At 31.7% G+C, this 19,378-nt stretch carries 15 protein-coding genes and 1 tRNA gene; 9 read left to right on the forward strand and 7 right to left on the reverse strand.

Annotated features, from left to right (window positions below; translation table 11 throughout):
• From ACIQZ1_RS08015 to ACIQZ1_RS08030, 4 genes are all read left to right on the forward strand, one after another.
• Positions 1–2,780 (forward strand): TonB-dependent receptor (locus tag ACIQZ1_RS08015; protein ID WP_396160454.1); only part of this gene is annotated, 2,780 nt, incomplete at its 5' end.
• Positions 2,781–2,875: 95 nt separating this feature from the next.
• Positions 2,876–4,315, forward strand: a complete 1,440-nt coding sequence (locus tag ACIQZ1_RS08020) for a nucleoside recognition domain-containing protein (RefSeq protein WP_396160455.1) — start codon at positions 2,876–2,878, stop codon at positions 4,313–4,315.
• Positions 4,316–4,398: 83 nt separating this feature from the next.
• Positions 4,399–6,000, forward strand: a complete 1,602-nt coding sequence (locus ACIQZ1_RS08025; RefSeq protein ID WP_396160456.1) for a fumarate hydratase — start codon at positions 4,399–4,401, stop codon at positions 5,998–6,000.
• Positions 6,001–6,140: 140 nt separating this feature from the next.
• Entirely contained in the window at positions 6,141–9,086 is a 2,946-nt protein-coding gene (locus ACIQZ1_RS08030) for a S8 family serine peptidase (RefSeq protein ID WP_396160457.1), read from the forward strand.
• Positions 9,087–9,298: 212 nt separating this feature from the next.
• On the opposite strand, the gene ACIQZ1_RS08035 is transcribed toward ACIQZ1_RS08030, so the two are convergent.
• Positions 9,299–9,742 (reverse strand): DUF1573 domain-containing protein, encoded by a 444-nt coding sequence (locus tag ACIQZ1_RS08035; RefSeq protein WP_396160458.1) that lies wholly within the window; start codon positions 9,740–9,742, stop codon positions 9,299–9,301.
• Between the two features lie 157 nt (positions 9,743–9,899).
• Between ACIQZ1_RS08035 and ACIQZ1_RS08040 the strand changes: the two genes are divergently transcribed.
• Positions 9,900–11,171 (forward strand): sensor histidine kinase, encoded by a 1,272-nt coding sequence (locus ACIQZ1_RS08040; protein WP_396160459.1) that lies wholly within the window; start codon positions 9,900–9,902, stop codon positions 11,169–11,171.
• Positions 11,164–11,850, forward strand: coding sequence for a response regulator transcription factor (locus ACIQZ1_RS08045; RefSeq protein ID WP_396160460.1), 687 nt, complete (start codon positions 11,164–11,166; stop codon positions 11,848–11,850). The genes ACIQZ1_RS08040 and ACIQZ1_RS08045 overlap by 8 nt, the downstream gene beginning before the upstream one ends.
• 13 nt (positions 11,851–11,863) lie before the next feature.
• Here the strand turns inward: ACIQZ1_RS08045 and ACIQZ1_RS08050 are convergent, their stop codons facing one another.
• Positions 11,864–12,427, reverse strand: coding sequence for a CvpA family protein (locus ACIQZ1_RS08050; RefSeq protein WP_396160461.1), 564 nt, complete (start codon positions 12,425–12,427; stop codon positions 11,864–11,866).
• A 76-nt stretch (positions 12,428–12,503) separates the two neighbouring features.
• On the opposite strand from ACIQZ1_RS08050, the gene ACIQZ1_RS08055 reads away from it, so the two are divergent.
• Together ACIQZ1_RS08055 and pheS are read left to right on the forward strand one after the other, a co-directional pair.
• The gene (locus tag ACIQZ1_RS08055) at positions 12,504–12,860 is read left to right on the forward strand and encodes a hypothetical protein (RefSeq protein WP_396160462.1); all 357 of its coding nucleotides are present in this window, start codon (positions 12,504–12,506) and stop codon (positions 12,858–12,860) included.
• 81 nt (positions 12,861–12,941) lie between these two features.
• Complete coding sequence (gene pheS / locus ACIQZ1_RS08060; RefSeq protein WP_396160463.1) at positions 12,942–13,961, forward strand: phenylalanine--tRNA ligase subunit alpha; 1,020 nt, start codon at positions 12,942–12,944, stop codon at positions 13,959–13,961.
• Positions 13,962–14,053: 92 nt separating this feature from the next.
• Here the strand turns inward: pheS and ACIQZ1_RS08065 are convergent, their stop codons facing one another.
• On the reverse strand, positions 14,054–14,869 hold the full coding sequence (locus tag ACIQZ1_RS08065) for an SDR family oxidoreductase (RefSeq protein WP_396160464.1): 816 nt from the start codon (positions 14,867–14,869) through the stop codon (positions 14,054–14,056).
• 107 nt (positions 14,870–14,976) lie between these two features.
• Here ACIQZ1_RS08065 and ACIQZ1_RS08070 point away from each other — a divergent pair, with 107 nt between their 5' ends.
• Entirely contained in the window at positions 14,977–15,339 is a 363-nt protein-coding gene (locus ACIQZ1_RS08070) for a MerR family transcriptional regulator (RefSeq protein ID WP_396160465.1), read from the forward strand.
• A gap of 45 nt (positions 15,340–15,384) precedes the next feature.
• Here ACIQZ1_RS08070 and ACIQZ1_RS08075 read toward each other — a convergent pair.
• The 4 genes from ACIQZ1_RS08075 to ACIQZ1_RS08090 form a co-directional block, all read right to left on the reverse strand.
• Positions 15,385–15,458 (reverse strand) — tRNA-Asn (locus tag ACIQZ1_RS08075).
• Positions 15,459–15,546: 88 nt separating this feature from the next.
• Positions 15,547–17,469, reverse strand: coding sequence for an OmpA family protein (locus ACIQZ1_RS08080; protein WP_396160466.1), 1,923 nt, complete (start codon positions 17,467–17,469; stop codon positions 15,547–15,549).
• A gap of 10 nt (positions 17,470–17,479) precedes the next feature.
• A complete protein-coding gene (locus ACIQZ1_RS08085; protein WP_396160467.1) occupies positions 17,480–18,409 on the reverse strand; it encodes a type IX secretion system membrane protein PorP/SprF in 930 nt (309 codons plus the stop codon).
• 52 nt (positions 18,410–18,461) lie between these two features.
• Positions 18,462–19,378 (reverse strand): gliding motility-associated C-terminal domain-containing protein (locus ACIQZ1_RS08090; RefSeq protein WP_396160468.1); only part of this gene is annotated, 917 nt, incomplete at its 5' end.

Below are 19,378 nucleotides of genomic sequence, written 5' to 3' on the forward strand. Positions count from 1 at the left end.
TGTCTTCATCAATGGTTTTTGCTCAGTCTACCGTAACTGGTAAAGTAACTGACAATGCAAACAATCCTTTAGCTAATGCTATTGTGAGTGTTAAAGGAAATGCAACTACAGTAAAAACTTCAGAGGATGGAAGTTTTAAAATTGTTTCTAAAGAAAATAAAGGAACGGTTGTTGTTTCTTTTCTTGGATTTGAAGTTTCATCAGTATCATTTGATGGAAATCAAGATTTAGGAACAATTTCTTTAGTATTAAGTACTTCAGAAATTGAAGAAGTAGTGGTAAAATCTACAACAGTAGATATCGCAAAAAGTAGAAAAACGCCTGTAGCGGTTTCTACAATTAAAGCGGCTGAAATTCAAGAAAAATTAGGAAATCAAGAGTTTCCTGAAATGTTAAACAATACACCTTCTGTATATGCTACAAAATCTGGTGGTGGATTTGGAGATTCAAGAGTAAACATTCGTGGATTTGACCAAAGAAATATTGCGGTTTTAATTAATGGGGTTCCTGTTAATGATATGGAAAACAGTGCGGTATACTGGAGTAACTGGGCGGGTCTTTCTGATGTAACAAGCGCTATGCAAGTACAAAGAGGTTTAGGTTCTTCTAAATTAGCAATTTCTTCTGTAGGAGGTACTATTAACGTAATTACAAAATCTGCAAACCAAAAAGAAGGTGGTGTATATGCTTCTTCAATTGGTAATAATAATTATTTCAAAAACCAATTGTCTTACAATACAGGTAAGATGAAAAATGGTTTATCTGCATCGTTTTTAATGTCAAGAACAACTGGAAACGGGTATGTTGATGGAACCAAATTTGAAGGTGGAAATTATTTTATTGGTTTAGGATATGAATTAAACGATAAACATGATTTTCAATTTGTATTTACGGGTGCGCCACAATGGCATAACCAACGTAGTGCAGCTCCAACAATTGCGCAATATATTAAATATGGTAATAATCCTGCAGGTATGGATCCAAACATTAAATACAATTCTGATTGGGGAATGCTAAAAGGTGAAGAATATAGTTTTAGAACTAACTTTTACCACAAACCTGTAATGTCATTAAACTGGGACTATAAAATTTCTGATAAAATGAAATTATCAACTGTTGTTTACGGTTCTTGGGGTCGTGGTGGAGGTTCTAATGGAACTGGAGCAATCAGAGGTAATAGATTTTTTGCAGATAATTTAAGAAAAGCTGATGGAACTATTAACGTGGATTTCATTCAAGGTTGGAACTCAGGACAAACTGTTAGTAATGGTACATTTGCTCCTGCGCCAAGAACACTAACATCAGGACAATTCCAAAACAATAACAATACATCAACTAATAATGGTACAAATGGGATTTCTAAAATTTCATCTATCAACTCACATAACTGGTATGGTGGTATTGTTAACTTAAATACAAAACTTACTGATAAATTAACATTGGATTTTGGTATTGATGCTAGAACCTACAGAGGAATTCACTATCAAGTACTAAACGATTTATTAGGAGCTACAAGTTTTAACAATTTAACTGGAGATGTAAACAACCCTAATGGGGTCTCAAATTTTCAATATGCTACAGAGCCAAACTTAAATCCGTTATGGAATACAGATTACCAAAAAGCAATTAACTATAACAATGATGGTTTAGTTAAATGGTTTGGCGCCTTCACACAGTTAGAATATTCTACAGAAAAATTAACATTATTTGTACAAGCAGCTGCTTCACAACAAGGGTTTAAAAGAGTAGATTATTATAAATATTTATCTTCTGATCCATTGTCATCAACTGACTATAAAAATATTTTAGGTGGAAATGTTAAAGGAGGTGCAAACTATAACATTGATGAAAAAAACAATGTTTATGTAAATGCAGGGTACTATTCAAAACAACCTTTCTTTAATGCTATTTTCATCAATAATGCATCAGTTATAAATGAAAACTTAACTAATGAAAAAATTATGGGATTAGAGGCAGGTTACGGTTTCAAATCTAAAATGTTTTCTGCTAATGTAAACGTATACAGAACTACTTGGAAAGATAGATTTATCAGATTAACAGCTAATATTAATCATGATTTAAACAATGCAACTCCAGCAATTCTTGGTTCAGCTTTCTTAGAAGGTGTGGAACAAATTCACATGGGTGCTGAATTAGATTTCGTGTTCAAACCATTTAATAAATTAGATATTAACGGTATGTTTTCATACGGAGATTGGAAATACGGAAGTAATGTAACAGCTAGTTATCAAGATGATAACAATGTAGTTATTACAAATCCAACCACTAACGAAGCTTTTAAAGAAACATTATATACTGATGGGTTAAAAGTGGGTGATGCAGCACAAACAACTGCAGCTTTAGGTTTTTCTTATGAAGTATTAACACGAGTAAGATTTGATGCTAATTACAGATACATTGACAGATTATATGCTGCAATTGACCCAGTTAACTTTAAAACACAAGCGGCTAACAATTTAGGTTCTTTAGAATTACCGTCTTATGGTTTAATGGATTTAGGATTCTCTTATAAAATGTTAGTAGGTGATAATAAACAAAATTCATTAAACTTCAGATTTAACATGAATAACGTGTTAAACACAGTTTACATTGCTGAATCTAGAACTAATATTTTAACAAAAACAAGAACAGACTTCGCAACTGAAACGTTGTATAATAACTATGTCAATACACAAACGTATGATGGTATAGATACTTCAAATCAAGTCTATTTCGGATTTGGAAGAACGTGGAACTTTACAGTTACTTACAAATTCTAATTCTTTAGAAATATAAAATGCTAAACCGTTCCAATTCATTTTGGAACGGTTTTTTTTTATCTTATAAAATCATACATTTACAAAAAAAATACAATATGGTATTAAGTAGATTTTGGTTGGCTATTTTTATTTCTTCTATACTATTTATTATAGTGAGTTTATTTGCAGGAAACACCTATTCTGTAGATTATGTATTAAATGGAAAAAAAGATGATCCTATTTTAATTTCGGAAAAGTTTTTAAAAGAAATCCCTGTTTTTATTAAAGATAGTATTCAAAAATCGGAAGAAAAAACGTTTACCATAAATAGAGATACTTTAAACCCAGACACTACTTACGTTTACAAAAATCAAACCGTAAAAATTTACAGCGGCACACAAAAATCGGATGGCTTGTTACCCACTTGTAAAACTAGTTTATTTGATATTGTGCTGCCTCTTATGGCCTATTTGGCTTTCTTTTGCGGATTAATGGAATTATTAATTATTTCTGGAGCATCCGAAAAATTAGCTAAAAAATTAAGTCCGTTTTTCTCACAAATATTTCCTTCCGTGCCTAAAAATCACGAATCGGTTTCTTATATGACATTAAATTTTGCTGCTAATTTCTTAGGGTTAGATTCAGCCGCTACGCCTTTCGGATTAAAAGCTATGGAAAGTCTACAAACCCTTAATCCAGACAAAGACAAAGCCAGTGATGCGCAAATTATGTTTATGTGTTTACATGCCGCAGGGTTAACTTTAATTCCAACATCTATTATTGGCTATCGTGCTGCAGCAAATGCTGAAAATCCTGCAGATGTTATGTTGCCTTGTATCATCACCTCGTTTATAGGCACCATTGCTGCCTTGTTGATTGTAGGAATCAAACAGAAAATAAACTTTAAAAGCGCTACTTTAATCGTTGGATTAATGAGTATAATTGCCGGAATTACTGGGCTTTTGTTTTATGTTAACGGATTAAATTTAATAGAAAAAAACTTCTTTACTTCTAATTTGTCAGGTTTAATGTTAATTGCAATTATTGGAATAACATTACTTTATGCTTTTACTAAAGAAAAGAAATTTGTAGAGCAAAAAACCACAATTTTTGATGCCTTCGTTTCCGGCGCTAAAAATGGATTGACTACTGGAGTAACTATTTTTCCTTATGTAATGGGAATGTTAGTAGCCATTTCATTTTTTAGAAATAGTGGCTTGTTTGAAATTATGAGTAACGGAATTTCTTTTGTTTTTTCAAATATTGGCGTAAGCAAACAAATTACAGATTCCTTACCTGTTGCTATGTTACGTCCTTTCAGCTCAAGTGGTTCGAGAGGATTTATGATTGATGCCATGAATACGTTTGGCGTAGATTCATTAACCGGAAGATTGAGCGCTATTTTTCAATGTAGTGCAGAAACTACTTTTTATGTAATTGCAGTTTATTTTGGAAGCATTCATGTAAAAAACACGCGATATACTTTAGGAATTATGCTATTAGTAGATTTAATTTGTGTAATTGCTGCGATTGCTGTGGCGAGTTGGTTTTTTTAGAAGATAATTAACGCTTTAAGAGTTTCAAACACTTAGAGATTTTTAAATATATTTCATAACTTTACGCTTCAAAACTCAAACAAATGGACTTTTTATATCAAGACCCGTATCCTATTTTAAAAGACGATACAACCTACAAAAAATTAACTTCAGATTTTGTAAAAATAGAACAACTTGGCGATAGAGAAATCTTAGTGGTGGATCCAAAAGGATTAGAATTATTAGCTCAAGAAGCCATGGACGACGTTTCATTTATGTTACGTTCGGCTCATTTACAAAAATTAAGAAATATAATTGAAGACCCAGAAGCAACAGACAACGACCGATTTGTAGCTTATAATTTATTACAAAATGCAGCTGTAGCCGTAGAAGGTCAATTGCCATCTTGTCAAGACACTGGAACAGCTATTGTTGTTGCTAAAAAAGGTGAAAACGTGTATACAGGTGTTGAAGATGGCGAATGGTTATCCAAAGGAATTTACAATACATACCAAAATAAAAATCTTAGATATTCGCAAATTGTTCCGATTTCGATGTTTGAAGAAAAAAATTCAGGTTCTAATCTTCCAGCTCAAATTGATATTTATGCCAAAAAAGGAAATTCGTATGAGTTTTTATTTTTAACAAAAGGTGGTGGTTCGGCCAACAAAACTTTTTTATATCAAAAAACAAAATCGTTATTAAATGACAAATCGTTGGACGAATTTGTTCGTGAGCGCATTATGGATTTAGGAACTGCAGCTTGTCCTCCATATCACTTGGCTATCGTAATTGGTGGTACTTCAGCAGAAGCAAATTTAGCAGCGGTGAAAAAAGCGTCGGCTGGTTACTTTGACAATCTTCCCACTTCTGGAAATATGTCGGGTCAAGCATTTCGCGATTTAGAATGGGAAAAAAGAGTACAAATTATTTGTCAAGAAAGTCAAATTGGAGCACAATTTGGTGGAAAATATTTAACCCATGATGTGCGAGTAATTCGTTTGCCTCGTCACGCAGCATCTTGCCCTGTTGGAATGGGCGTTTCTTGTTCTGCAGATAGAAATATCAAAGGGAAAATCACGAAAGATGGGATTTTCTTAGAACAATTGGAAACTAATCCAGGGCAATTTTTGCCTGCAACAGCTCCTCATTTAGAGCCAGCTGTAGAAATTGATTTGAACAAACCGATGTCGGAAATTTTAGCACAGTTATCAAAATACCCAATTAAAACACGTTTGAAATTAAACGGAACATTGATTGTAGCTCGTGATATAGCACACGCAAAAATTAAAGAATTATTAGATGCTGGAAAACCAATGCCAGAGTATTTCAAAAATCATCCGGTATATTACGCAGGTCCGGCAAAAACTCCAGACGGCATGCCTTCAGGAAGTTTTGGCCCTACCACCGCAGGAAGAATGGATGTGTATGTTGACGAATTTCAAGCCGCTGGCGGAAGTATGATTATGTTAGCCAAAGGAAACCGAAGCAAGGATGTAATGAATGCTTGTAACAAATATGGCGGTTTCTATTTAGGTTCAATTGGGGGTCCTGCTGCCATTTTAGCAAAAGAAAATATTATATCCGTAGAAGTAGTTGATTTTGAAGAATTAGGTATGGAAGCCGTTCGTAAAATAACAGTGAAAGATTTCCCCGCGTTTATTATTACCGATGACAAAGGAAATGATTTCTTTTCAAATTTGTAAAAGATATGCAATTCAAAGTAAATTAATGGATTTGATAACAAATGTTAAAGTTTGGTAATTTAAAACTATGATATTGAAATTAAAACTTAAATCAATATATTTGCTTACCAAAACTATAAAGTTACCTAAATACAAATAAGATGAAAAATAATATATTAATACTATTCATAGTATGTACAAGTTTTTTTGGATTTGCTCAATCTGAAAAAGATATCATTAATATAACTAAAGATTACGATGTTGCGCTAATTAAAAGCAAAGCAAAGGAATTCAAAATTTTAGAAGAAAAAGAAAGAACTAGAGCCTATAAATATGCTCTTGAAAATAACATCCCTTTAAGTTATTCTGATGAAAAAGGAAATTTTCATCAATTAATGAAGTTAACACCAGACGGTTATCCTATATATTTTTCTACTGAAAATCAGGCGGCAGCAAAATCTACAAGAGCTGTTCATTTAAATACAGGTGGATCTCTTGGACTTACTTTAAATGGACAAGGAATGGTAGCAAGAGTTTGGGATGGAGGAAAAGTTAGAACTCAACACAATCATTTCGGAACAAGAGTAGTTTGTGTTGATGATGCCGCTAGTACAGATTACAATTTTCACGCCACACATGTAACGGGTACAGTTTTAGCAAACGGCGCAACAAATATTCGAGGAATGGCATACGAAGCTACAGGAAGAACTTTTAATTGGACAGATGATGAAACTGAAGTTCTTGATGAAGTTTTGGGTGGAATGCTTATTTCAAATCACTCTTATGGCGTTCCTGTAACAAGCACTACAAATGTAACCTTGCCTGCATGGTATATTGGAACTTATGATTCCGACGCAAAAAATTGGGATGAAATTAGTTATTTATCTCCATATTATTTAATGGTGGCATCAGCGGGAAATTCTGGAGATGATCAAAATAATAGTGATCCAATTGCTTTTGGTTTTGATAAATTAACTGGTAATAAAACTGCCAAGAATAATTTAGTGGTTGCTAATGCTGAAGATGCTGTTGTTGATGTAAATGGAAATTTAACTTCACCACTTATTATTAATTCATCAAGTAGTCAGGGCCCTACTGACGACAGAAGAATAAAACCAGACATTACGGGTAATGGTACTGGTTTATTATCTACAGGTAGCAATGGAAATTCTGCAACTTCAACATTAACAGGTACCTCGATGGCATCACCAAATGTTGCTGGAACCTTATTATTGTTACAACAACATCATAATAATTTAACAACAAAATTCATGAAGGCAGCCACTTTAAAAGGATTGGCATGTCATACAGCAGATGATTCAGGGAATGTTGGACCAGATGCTGTTTTTGGTTGGGGGCTATTAAATGCAAAAGCCGCAGCACAAGCTATAACGTCAAATGGTTTAAATGCTTGGATTTCTGAAGAAAGATTAAATCAAAATCAAACGTATTCTATTACTGTAAAATCATTAGGTACATTGCCATTAATTGCTACAGCAAGTTGGACAGATGTGCCTGGAGACCCAAATAATGGCCAAAGACCTGCTAATGATTTACAAAGAGCATTGGTTAATGATTTAGATATTAGGATTACACAAAATGGGAACACCTATTATCCATGGAAATTAAACGATAATCCTGGAAGTAATTCAACTCGAATTGGAGATAATAACATTGATAATGTTGAACAAGTTAAAATAGATGCTCCTGTCGCTGGTGACTATGTAATTACAATAAATCACAAAGGAAATTTAGTTAATAACAAACAAGACTTTTCATTAATAATCACTGGTATTTCATCCAGCTTTGCTATTGTTCCAACATCTAATGACTTAGAATTGTGTGCTAATCAAGATGCAACCTATACTTTTAACTATTCACAAACAGGAACAACAACAACTAATTTTACAGCAACGGGTTTACCAAGTGGAGCTACTGCTGTTTTTACACCTGCTACTAGAAATTCTAACGGGCCAGTTACGATGACAATATCAAATTTATCAATTGTAAATCCTGGAAGTTATTCTGTTGGAATAGTTGGTAATAATGGAACAGAATCAGAAACTAGATTTAAAAATTTAAAAATATACAGTAGTACTTTTTCTCCAGTAATACTAACTAATCCTACAAATAACCAAGTAGGTATTGCTACAACAGTAAATTTGAGTTGGAATACACAAGCAAACGCAGAATCATATAGATTACAAGTATCAACATCTTCTAATTTTACTACAACTTTACTTGACACAACTATTAATCAAAATTCTTATATAATTTCTAATTTAAACCAACAAACTTATTATTATTGGAGAGTTACACCTTCTAATAGATGTGGAACTGGAATTATTTCAAATGCCACAGTAAATAGTTTTCAAACTGGAATATTATCTTGTGGAAATGAATTTTTAGCAACTAACTTTTCAAACGCAACAATTGCTAGTACAGCAAATGCTACAGCATCAGTTCCAATTTTAGTAACTGGAGGATTAACTATTGGCGATTTAAATGTTGCTCTAAATATAACACACACTTATATTCAAGATTTTAAAGTTAAACTAACAGGTCCTGCTTCAATTGGTAGCCCGGTAATTACGCTATTAGATCAGCCTTGTGGAGATAATGATAATGTAAATTGTATCATGGATGATGATGGTGCTGCAGTTGCATGCGGTACTTCAGTTCCAGCACTAACAGGTAATGTAGTTCCATCTGAGACATTAACATCGTTAAATGGGTTGGTTGCAGATGGAACCTGGACATTAACTGTAGATGACCCTTATAATGGAGATGGTGGAACAATTAATTCTGTCAAGCTAATAATTTGTAACATCCAGCTACCTCTTTCAACTGTAGACACAACTTTTTCTAACTTAAAAATATATCCTAATCCAACAAGTGGGTTTGTAAATATTGATTTAGGTAATCAAAATTTAGAAAATAATTCAATAGTTAAACTATTTGATATACAAGGCAGAATAATTTCAACTAAAGAAATGAAAACCGCTGTAGACAATATAAATATTTCTAATTTATCAGATGGCGTTTATATAATAACTATAGAAAACGGAAGTTCTAAAACAACCAAAAAAATAGTATTAGCAAAATAAATTAAAAACAGAAAAGGAGTTCAAATTAGAACTCCTTTTTTAATTTAGAATACACTTTCAATTTCTGTTTATTTGTTTGTTCCTATACTAATTTTAACAAACAAATAAATAAAGTGAAACAGCTAAGTACTGCTTAAAATAAGGTGTAGAAAATTTCCATAAAAAACCCGATAAGTAAAATCTTATCGGGACTAATATATAATAATATTTAGTTATTTTGAAGCTGGTGCTGCAACCGCAGGGGCTTCATTTACTTTAACTGTACCTTTTATTGTAATAGTTTTCGGCATTGTATTTTCTTCACTAGTAGTAACCGTAACTGTTTTGTGGAAGGCACCACCTGCAGCTGCATTATAAGTAGCTGTTACTGTTCCTTTTTCGCCTGGTTTGATAGCTGTTTTAGTATAATTTGTAGCAGTACATCCACAAGATGCTTTTACATCTTTTAAAGTAACATCTTTGTTACTGGTGTTTGTGAAAGTAAACTCGTAAGAAACTGGTTTTCCTTGTTCAATTGTCCCGAATTCGTGTGTTTCTTTTTCCCATTTCAATTGAGACGGTGTTTGTGGAGCTGCTGCTGGAGCTGGAGCTGCAGTTTGAGCAAATGAAAGTGTGCCCATGAATAATGCAACTGCAAGTAATTTTACTGTTTTCATAATTATTATATTTAAATTAGTTGTTTATTAACTTCACAAATGTATTTATTTTTTTAAATAATGTTGTTAATCCTTACTATTTATTGTGTTAATGAGTTGTTAATGATTAATTTCGCTTTGAAATTTGTCTTAATATCGTTAAAAATTTAGAACATAAATGAAACTATCAAGATTTAATATTGTTATAATAATCGGATTTCTTGCTATTGTAGGAGTGATTATTATGCAATTATTTTTAATAAATAACGCACATAAATTAGCAAAAAAAGATACTGAAGATAAAATATTTTTTGCCTTACAAGATGTTTTAGAAAAACTTTATAAAGATAATTTAACAGGTTTATTGGTTTCCAATCAAGTAGAAAAAGTGTCTGGAAATTATTTTACGGTTAATGTAAACTACGAATTTGAAAATTCCATTTTAGAACATTATTTAATTTCAGAATTTGAAAAAAACAATTTAGATGTTGATTTTGAATATGCTGTTTATAATTGCTCTTCAGATAAAATGGCGTTTAGCAATCATATCAATAGTAATGGAAAAAAAGAACCTATTAAATGCCCAACTTGTTTTACAAAAAATCCTAAATACACGTATTATTTTGCCATTCGATTCCCGGATATTGAACAAAATTATTTTAAAAACTTAAATCAATATTGGATTTTTACTACTGTTTTGTTTCTGGTATTAATTATTTATGTGTACTCGGTTGTGCTAATGTTAAAACAGAAAAAATACACCGAATTACAAAAAGATTTTATAAATAATATGTCGCATGAATTTAAAACGCCTTTGGCATCCATTCTCATCGCATCAAATTATGTTAAAGAACAAAACGAAATAAAAGATAATCCGAAACTAAAAAAATATAATCAAATTGTAATCAATCAAACTAATAAACTAAATGAACATATTGAAAAAATATTATATGTAGCTAAAACCGAAAGCAAACAAATGCTTATTGATAAAACCAAGTTTGAGTTGAAACCTATTTTAGACTTAGTAAAAGACAATATTATTTTAAGGTATGATACAGAAATTGACATTGATATTTTTGTTACAAAGATACTTATTTTAAAAGCAGATGAATTTCATGTCTATAATATTTTATTTAATTTAGTAGATAATGCGGTAAAATATTCAGGATTATCGCCTAAAATTGAAATTATCGTTACTGAAATCAACCAAAAGCTATCTATTCAAGTTAAAGATAATGGTTGTGGAATTCCTACTAAGGATTTGCCTTTTGTTTTCGATAAATTTTACAGAGTTTCTCGTCAAGATATCAAAAATATTGAAGGTTTTGGTATTGGTTTATCGTATGTGAAAAAGATTTGCGACTTGCATCGTTGGAAAATAACCATCGCTAATAATACTGACAAAGGAATTGTTGTTACGATAATAATTAATCAAAAAGATTATGAGTAAAAAGAAAGTTTTATATATTGAAGACGAGGAAACGCTGGCGTTTTTAACAGCGGATAATTTAGAACAACATTTTGATGTAGTGCATTGCAGTAACGGTAAATCGGGTTTAGAAACATTTTGTTCTCAATCATTTGATATTGTAGTAACGGATATTATGATGCCTGAAATGGATGGATTTGAATTGGCAACCGAAATAAGGAAACGCAATCAAGAAATTCCAATTATTTTTTTATCGGCGAAAACGATGAAAGAAGATCGTATTAAAGGTTTAAAACTTGGCGCTGATGATTATTTAGTGAAACCGTATTCGATTGAAGAACTAATTTTGAAAATTGAAGTCTTTTTACTCCGAAGTCAAAAAAACACTGAAAAAGTTATAAAAAAATATGAGTTTTCTGGCTTTATTTTTGAGCCCGAAAATTATTTAATCAAAAACGAAACTTCAAAAACAACGCTTACAGAACGCGAAGCACAATTACTAAAACTGTTTTTAGACAATCCAAATACAGTATTAAAACGAGAAAAAATACTTATGGAACTTTGGGGTTCGGACGATTATTTTTTAGGCAGAAGTTTGGATGTTTTTATTTCTCGATTACGAAAAATAATAAAAGAAACTCCAACTTTAGCTATTGAAAATATTCCGAGAGTAGGTTTTAAATGGGTAAGTGAAAAATAAAATCTATGGCTAATTACTCCTTTTTGTCTACATTCAAAGAGTCAGAAACTTTTTCGTTTTCAGGTGTTTCTTTTGTTCGTTCTTTAACTTCATCATACCATTTTTCTAAATTTGGCGACATAAATTTAGAAACTTCTTGTACGGGCTTATAAAAGAGGGATTTGTTTAAGGTTTCTTCCTTTACCAATACACTATTACTATTTATTTTTTGAAGTAAATTAAGCAAAACGCCCAACATTAAAATGGTTTTTAGCATACTAAAAACAGCACCTCCTAATTTATTTAGCCAACCTAAATAGGCAAAACTTGCGATACTTGTAAAAAATTTTGCTAATAAATGAATGGCAATAAGTACTAAAATAAAAGTAGTGGCAAAAGCAATAATTTCAATATATTTTGGATTGGTTTTTATTTTTTCTTCTAATGCCAATCGGACAATATGCGAAAGTTTTATCGCTACAAAAATGCCCACAACTAAAGAACTGAAAGAGGCTATTTCTACAAAAAGACCATTTTTTAAACCATTATATATACTATATCCTAATAATACGGCAAAAACAATATCAATAAATTCCATAAATTATATTTATTTTTAAAAACAAAACTACAAAATGCAAGCCTCAAATACTATCTTTGTAAAAAACAAAAAATAAATGTCTAGAGATATACAATTAAAAGAACGTTGGGAAAAAGTAGTCACTTTTTTATCTGAAAAATTTGCCGATGGTGAAGTATTAGATTTAGATGCCATAATTTATTTAATTGGCGTTCAGGAATTAGGCAAAATAAATAGCGAATTTAAAAAGGACGAAAAAGTAAACTTAATGCACATTGCTATTTGTAAACTATTAGAGCCTTATGGATATTACGAATTTGAATTTTTTGATAAAGAGGGCTGGCCTCATTATAAAGTAGTAAAAGAACTTCCAGCACTAAAAGCTGGAGAACAATCCGTTTTAATGAAAGACGCTATTGTGAATTATTTTTTAGAAAAAGAGATCATTAATTAATGCTCAGTTGAAACTAATTGCGAATCACTTTTCACTAATCGCTAAAAAATACATAAATTTGCAGACTATTACCTTTTTATAATGATAAACAAGATAAAACAACATATTGAAGAAGCTAAAGCTTTCCAAACTGAAGACAAAAGTACTTTAGAAGAATTTCGCATTAAGTACTTAGGAAGTAAGGGTTTGCTAAAAGATTTTTTTGCCGAATTCAAAAACGTACCTAACGAACAAAAGAAAGAATTTGGTCAGGTAATTAATGAGTTGAAAAATACGGCAGAAGAGAAAGTAAAAACCATTCAGGAGGTTATGGATTCTAAAACAGAAGCTGTACATATGTTTGGCGATTTATCTCGACCTGGAAATCCTATTCATGTTGGTTCGCGTCATCCTATTTCTTTAGTGAAAAATCAAATTTTAGATGTTTTTTCAACCATTGGTTTCAATGTGTCTGAAGGACCAGAAATAGAAGACGATTGGCATAATTTTACCGCATTAAATTTACCAGAATATCATCCGGCACGCGATATGCAGGATACGTTTTTTATTCAGACAAATCCGGATGTTTTGTTACGTACACATACCTCATCCGTACAGGTTCGTTATATGGAAAACAACAAGCCGCCTATCAGAACTATTTCTCCTGGAAGGGTTTTTCGTAACGAAGCTATTTCGTCACGTTCACATTGTATTTTTCATCAAGTAGAAGGTTTATATATTGATAAAAATGTATCGTTTGCCGATTTAAAACAAACGCTATTATATTTTACAAAAGAAATGTTCGGGAAATCTAAAATCAGATTGCGTCCGTCTTACTTTCCCTTTACAGAACCAAGTGCGGAAGTCGATATTTACTGGGGATTGAAAACAGAAACCGATTATCGAATTACAAAAGGAACAGGCTGGTTAGAAATTATGGGTTGCGGAATGGTTGATCCGAATGTGTTGAAAAACTGCGGCATTGACCCAAATGAATATACAGGATACGCTTTTGGAATGGGAATTGAAAGAATTGCTATGCTATTATACCAAATTGGCGATATTAGAATGTTTTATGAAAACGATGTTCGTTTCTTAGAACAATTTAAGTCAAGTTTATAAAATAAAAAATCCCGATAATCTCGGGATTTTATATTTTATCGCTATTGAAGAAAATTACAATTTTAGTAATATGATTATTTACTTAATAAAAATTAAATATTATAGCTCTTTCTTACTAATAAAAAATACAATTTATCAGAAAGTAATTTTCTAAGTTTTAATAGTATTGGACCTGGCTTACCAATAGCATATCTCATTTTATTATTATTGTCTGTTGCGGCAATAAAAATTGTTTTAGCAACAACCTCTGGCCCTTCTGCATCATTTATAACTTTTGCTGCTGCCGCATTAAATTTTGAAATAAATACATCATAATCACTTGTATAATCAGGCTTAATGAATTTTCTACTTCTTCCATAAAAATCAGTTGCTATTGGACCAGGTTCAATAAGTTTTAATTTAATGTTAAATTGTGTTAATTCATAATGTAACGACTCTGTAAAGCCTTCAACAGCAAATTTTGTTGAATGATAAATGCTATATAATGGGAAAGTGATTTTTCCACCCATACTTGAAATTTGGATAATTGTTCCACCACCAGAGGGGCGCATCACTTTTATTGCCTCTCTTGTCACACGCATTAATCCAAATACATTGGTGTTAAATTGGTCTTCAATTACTTCATCAGACATTGCTTCAAAAGCGCCATCCACTCCATACCCCGCATTGTTTACAACAACATCAATAGTTCCAAATTCTTCTTTAACTTTTTGAAATACTTTACTAATACTATCAAGGTTAGTAACATCTAAATGATAAAGTTTGACATTATTAAAGGTCTTAAAGTCAGATTCCTTTTTAGGATTTCTTTGCGTAGCAATTACATTCCATCCATTTTTTGCAAATTCAATAACGGTTGATTTCCCAATTCCACTTGAAGATCCTGTAATTAAAATTGTCTTTTTCATATGATTATGTTTTAATTTATTGCAAACTTAGTAGTATAAAATCAAACCCACAACATTAGAGTATAGTCTATAGTTGTTATTTTTTTAATATTTTTTATATTTGCATTATGTTAATAAATGAAATAGCTAAGAAAACAGGGATTTCTGCCCACACTATTCGCTTCTATGAGAAGTCAGGATTGATTGAAGGAAAGCGCGATGAGTCTATCAAAACAAACAATTATTTTCACTATGATGAAGAAACAATTGAAAAATTAGAATTCATTAGTGATGCCAAATCGGTCGGCTTTACTATAAGAGAAATCGGACAAGTTATAGATGCTTGGTATAATAACAAATATAGTAAAGACGAAAAATTAAAAATTCTTGACGAAAAATTACTGTCTCTTAAACATAAGTTGAATGAAATCAAGCAAATGAAAAAACAAATAGAAGAGTTCAAGAAAGATGTACTAAACGATATGTGCTAATATTAAACAAAAAAACCCGACACTTTCATATCGGGTTTTGTTTTGCTCCCTCTCTTGGGCTCGAACCAAGGACCCTCTGATTAACAGTCAGATGCTCTAACCAACTGAGCTAAGAAGGAAGTTGCTTCTTTATTTAAGCGAGTGCAAATATAATTGAATTTTTATTTTAAAAAAATATTTTACTATTTTTTTGTCTATACAAAATATCTATTCAATAATAATAAACTCTGATCTTCTATTTTCTTGATGTTGCTCTTCCGTGCAAGTAATTCCATCAGCACATGCATTTATTAATTTTGATTCACCATAACCTGAAGCTTTTAATCGCTCCGGTGTTATACCTTCATTAATCAACCAATTCCTAGTATGATCAGCTCTTTTTTGTGATAATTTTTGATTATATTCAATTGTGTTTCTGCTATCAGTATGTGAACGAATATCAATTTTCATTTTCGGATACGCTTTCATAATAGCTGCAATTTTTTGCAATTCTAATGATGCTTCATTGCAAATAAAATATTTGTTTAAATCAAAATAAATAACTCTTATTCCTAGTATTTTAGCTAAATCAACCTCAGATAATTCTAATTCTTTTTTCTTTAGTTTGAAAACCAAATTTGATTGATTTTCATTGTAAGAAATTGGTCCTTCATAGACTTCAAAATTCGGGTTTGAAATTCTAATAAAGTAGTTTTTACCTTGTTCTAAATTAGGTATTTCTATTTTACCATCTTTTGATATTATCTGTGCTATTTGTTTTTTGTTTTCATCCAGAATTATTGCGGCTACTCCTTCAGTTTGATTGCTTACTTCTTCAAAAACAACGGTGGCATTTATTTTTATAGGCTTTGGGATTTCTAACCCTGTAATGTGATAAATGTCATCTTTTCCTTTGTTATCTTCAGGGCGATTAGAGGTAAAAAAACCTTCCTGATCTTGCGATTTATAAATTAACCCAAAATCATCATAAGAAGAATTTATTGGTTGTCCAAAGGTCTTAATTTCTTTATTTTCGCTATCTAAATGCACGTAATACATGTCTAATCCACCAAGTCCGGCTCTCGCATCAGAAGCAAAAACTAGTACATTGTCTTGTGTAATAAATGGAAAGGTTTCCCTGCCTTCTGTATTGATAGCATCCCCCAAATTTTCTGGTGCTCCAAAAGTGTTATTTTCTAGTATAGCTATTTTATAAATATCCGACATACCTTTAGTTCCTGGTCTGTTTGAAGAAAAATACAATTCTTTCTCGTCTGGAGAAAGCGCCGGGTGTGCACAACTAAAATTATCACTGTTAAAAGGAAGCTCAATTATATTAGTCCATTTACTACCATCTTGCGTAGCTTTGTAAATTTTTAGTAAAACCGTATTTGATGAATCGGTTTTTGCTTTTGTTTTTAATTGATTGTTTCGAGTAAAATACATCGTTTTACCATCTTTGGTAAACACGGCTGAGGACTCGTTGTAAAATTTATTTATCTTTGCGTTAAGTCTTTTTGGTCTGGATATAATACTGTCTTTATCTAAATCTACAACATATAAATTGGTGTAAGATTCATTTGTCCAACTATGTTTGCTTTCCATTGTTTTTACAGTAGACTTTGTAGAACTGAAAACTATCGATTTTTCACCGTAAAAAGCAGGTGAAAAATCAATATATGCCGAATTTATACCTGCATTTTTTACTTTCACTATGCTGGTTGAATTAGTGTTTTGCGCTGAATATTCTTTATTAGAATTGTACACTTTTACACGAGTATCATTAGGATATTTAACTCCCATTTTTTGCATAATAACATCCGCTTTTGTGTGAGCTCCTTGTGATTTTAATGCATTTATATATTTGTTATACGTATTTGCTGAAAGTTCATCTGTAAGTGAAAATAAAGTGTCATACCAAATTTTTGCTGGTAAATAATCAGCTTTATAATAATAAGCGTTTGCTAAGTTTTCAAACAATTCTTTTGACTTGTAGCCATCTTTTGCTAATTCTTCATATAATTTTATAGCTTGTGAATAGGCCAATTCATCATACTTTTTTTGAGCAAGATTTAAATTGTTTTTTTGAGCTACTATGGCCTGTGTACTGATTAGTACAATCCATAGTGAATAAATTAATTGCTTTTTCATAGTTTATTTTTTAGAAAAATCTTGGCGATACAACTTGTTTCTTTCTACTGAATTCATATCTCAAAAATAATTCATGAGAACCTGAATTGTAATTGGCCAATTTGGTAACTTCTGCATCGTATCCGTACCCAATAAACCAATTGTCATTTACTTGAAATCCTGCTAAGGCACTCAAAGCGGAATCCCATCTGTAACCAGCTCCCAAAATAAATTTTTCTTGAAACATAAAGTTTGCTGAAAGATCCAATTGTAATGGAGCACCTTCAACTATTTTAGCCAAAAATGCAGGTTTAAATTGAATGGATGGATGAATGTTAAAAACTTTACCTCCAATAATATGGTAATGCATGCGCTCGTAAGAAACTGAAGTTGCACTAAACGCTACTTGCGTTTTATCAAAGTGTTGCGTTTCCAAAATATTTGGAATAGAAATACCAAAATACGTATCTTCAGAATACCAATATGCTCCAGTTCCAAAGTTTGGAGAAAATCGTTTATCGATATTATATTGAGCCAATGCATCACCTTGATTATAAATGTGTAATTTCGAAAAATCTACATTTAATAAATGTGCTGTAGCTCTAAGTCCAAAAGATAATTTATACGTGTCAGAAGTATTTATAGTATATGAGAAGTCTGCAGAAATTGTGCTCTCGTCTGAAGGACCAATTACATCATTCATAAAACTTAATCCTACTCCCACATTTGATTCCTTTATAGGAGAATGAACGGAAAAAGTATTTGTCGTGGGCGCTCCTTCTAAACCTACCCATTGTGTTCTGTGTAAACCAAACGCACTCATATGACCTCTAGATCCTGCGTATGCGGGATTAATATTCATAGTATTATACATATAATTAGTGTATTGAGCATCTTGCTGTGCGTTAAGCATAGTAATCGCAAAAAAACTAAAAATAATACTTCCTAAAACTTTTTTCATAAAATTACTTTTTTTAAAGGGTAAAGTCTATTTTTTACCACCTAACTATTTCTTATTTATTAAGGTATAAATAACCTACTCGTTGTTTCCATTCGCCAGAAGCGTTTTTGTATTTCAAGATATACCAATACGTTCCTACTGGTAGTTCTGAAACTTGGTTTACCGTAACTCTTCCTTCAGAAATACCTCGGAAAAATTTACTGTCTTGTCCGTAACCATCTACACTGTATACTTTTACTCCCCATCGGTTGTAAATTTCTAATCCGTTTTCTGGATATCTTTCAATGTTACGAATCACAAATAAATCATTATCACCATCTCCATTTGGCGTCACTAAGTTAAAAATTTCTAAATCATCATCAGATGGAGTATGATTATTTACTTCTAAATAATCCGGAATTCCATTTCCATTTGGATCAAAAGGTTCATTTGGATTAGGTCCTATTTCTAACTCATTACTTAATCCATCTCCATCACAATCTCCATTTAAAAAATCTTGACTAAGAGGTAAAGTTATACTACTTGGAATTGCAGAACATGGATCATTTGGATTTGTTCCGTCAATTATTTCTTGACCATTTGTAACTCCGTCTCCGTCACAATCCGCAGCTGACCACTGTGAACTTGTTGTTAACGTTTGACTTGATGCAACATATGAACATGGATTCAAAGGATTTGTACCATCAAGTAACTCTTGACCATTTGTTACTCCATCTCCATCACAATCCGCAGCTAACCAAGCTGAACTTGGAGTTGCCGTTTGACTCGCTAAAACAAATGAACATGGATCACTTGGATTCGTGCCATTCAATATCTCTTGACCATTTGTAACACCATCGCCATCACAATCATTAATTGGAAAATCAAGACACGAACCAATAATTACTGTAACAGAAGCTGTATCGCAATTCGCTGGAGTTGCACCATTCTCACAAATCTGATATGTTAATGTATATGTACCTGATGGTG

It is taken from the genome of Flavobacterium sp., from assembly GCF_044341185.1.
Taxonomy (GTDB): Bacteria; Bacteroidota; Bacteroidia; order Flavobacteriales; family Flavobacteriaceae; genus Flavobacterium.